The 1,811-nt window shown below is 31.6% G+C and carries 2 protein-coding genes; both read right to left on the reverse strand.

All coding sequences use genetic code 11. The annotated features are described in order from the left end of the window. Positions 1-341, reverse strand: a 341-nt coding sequence (locus P8M54_RS12000; RefSeq protein WP_300288116.1) for a carboxypeptidase-like regulatory domain-containing protein, incomplete at its 3' end; no start/stop codon positions are given. 932 nt (positions 342-1,273) lie between these two features. Next, positions 1,274-1,811: 23S rRNA (guanosine(2251)-2'-O)-methyltransferase RlmB (gene rlmB / locus P8M54_RS12005; protein ID WP_300288117.1), on the reverse strand; the 538-nt coding region annotated here is incomplete at its 5' end.

Consider the following 1,811-nt stretch of genomic DNA (forward strand, 5'->3'; position numbering starts at 1 on the left):
TTGGTTTCGATACCAAAAACGTTAATTGTAACTCCTTCTAGCTCTAATGCATCCCCTAGAAGTTTTACATTAATCGAAAATGATGAGGCTTTACGTTCTTGTGTTTTCATACCGATGTAGCTAAAAACAAGAATTTGACTATTAGAAGCTTTAATGGTGTATTTCCCATCAAAATCTGTTTGCGCTCCATTAGTGGTTCCTTTTACAGATATACTCACTCCTGGTAACGGCATGCCTGAAGCGTCTGTCACAATTCCTCGTACAATTCCTTCTTGAGCGAAAGAGACTTGCGTCACTAATACTAATAGTAGTATTAAGACTTGATTCAACTTTAGTTTCATTATTTATAAGTTTTGGTTTGTGAAGCAAATATCATAAAAAAATATTAATGTTTTATTAAAGGTTTGAGTTGAATTTTTGCGTATAGTTTTGTAATGAACTTATTCTTAACCTCTTTTAAATGGTTTTAAAAATCTCTTAGTTGCCTTATTTTGCAAGTACTGCCAAAGTTTTTTTCATCATTGGAACTTGGAATTGTTGTGATCTATTTTTATACTTAGGTAGTGAACTTTTAGTAAATAAATTATAAAATTTAACATTTAGCGAGGTATATTCTTTCTTTTTGTGATTTTTAATGAATAATTTATGTAAGAATTTAGGTTTAAATAAAATTATTCTTAACTATTTATGCAATCTTGTGTAGACAACGCTTAAACTGGATTGCGTAAATATTAGAACGGTGAAGTTTGAAATAATAATCAATCAACCTTAGGTATTAATAAGTTTGCTTCTAATTGGTCCATTGCTACTGTTTGTAGGCTAAGATTGAGAAAAAACAAAGATTGGATGTTGTTCTTATGTCAAAGTAAAGATTGGAAAATAGGTTGTTTTTTCTGTTTGTCTGCTTATTAGGCCGGTTTTGTATTTAGGAATACTGCCAATGTCCTCTCTAATCTTTAAGCTTTTTGGTCTTTTTAAGAGGATAAATTGTGCTATTTAGTCTAAAATAGAATTATGTGAGTGCATGTGTATAAATTGCTGTTTCCTTTAAATTTTTCTTGCGTTTTATAAATTTTTGCTACTATCATTAAAGGATTTTTATATGAGGAACATACGATAGAGGAGGGGGTGTAGAAGGATATGTTTTGTTTCATGATGTGTTACATAAAATGAACGCAAGTAGTATTTTAACTTATTGATGATTTTGGACATAAAAAAAGCGTTAGTAAGAAATACTTACTAACGCTTTAAATTATTTTTGAAGTTGTAATTACTAACTTCTTTGCCTTACAGTTTCATAGAGAAAAGCACCACATGCCACGGAAACATTTAATGATCCAATTGTTCCAAACATCGGTAATTTAGCTTTTTCATCAACTATTTTTAGTACAGATGGATTGACACCTCGGTCTTCCGACCCCATAATTATTGCGACAGGTTCGTTCAAAGATAGATCGTAAATATTTTGATCGGTTTTTTCAGTTGCTGCAATAGTTTTGATTCCACTTGCTTGTAATAAAAATATCGCGTCTTTTATATGTTCTACCTTACAAATTGGGATGTTGAAAACGGCACCAGCAGATGTTTTCACGGTGTCTCCATTTACCGGAGCTGCACCTGATTTTTGTATAATGATACCATTAACACCCGTACACTCTGCAGTTCTAATTATGGCACCAAAGTTACGTGCATCAGAAATTTGGTCTAATATCAAAAACAAAGGTGTTTTACCGTTTTCTATAACAGTTTCGATTAAGTTCTCTAAATCAAAAAATGAAATTGGCGATATATTTGCGACAGCACCTTGGTGA

Source organism: Flavobacterium sp. (assembly GCF_029242675.1).
In the GTDB taxonomy this organism is placed as follows: domain Bacteria; phylum Bacteroidota; class Bacteroidia; order Flavobacteriales; family Flavobacteriaceae; genus Flavobacterium.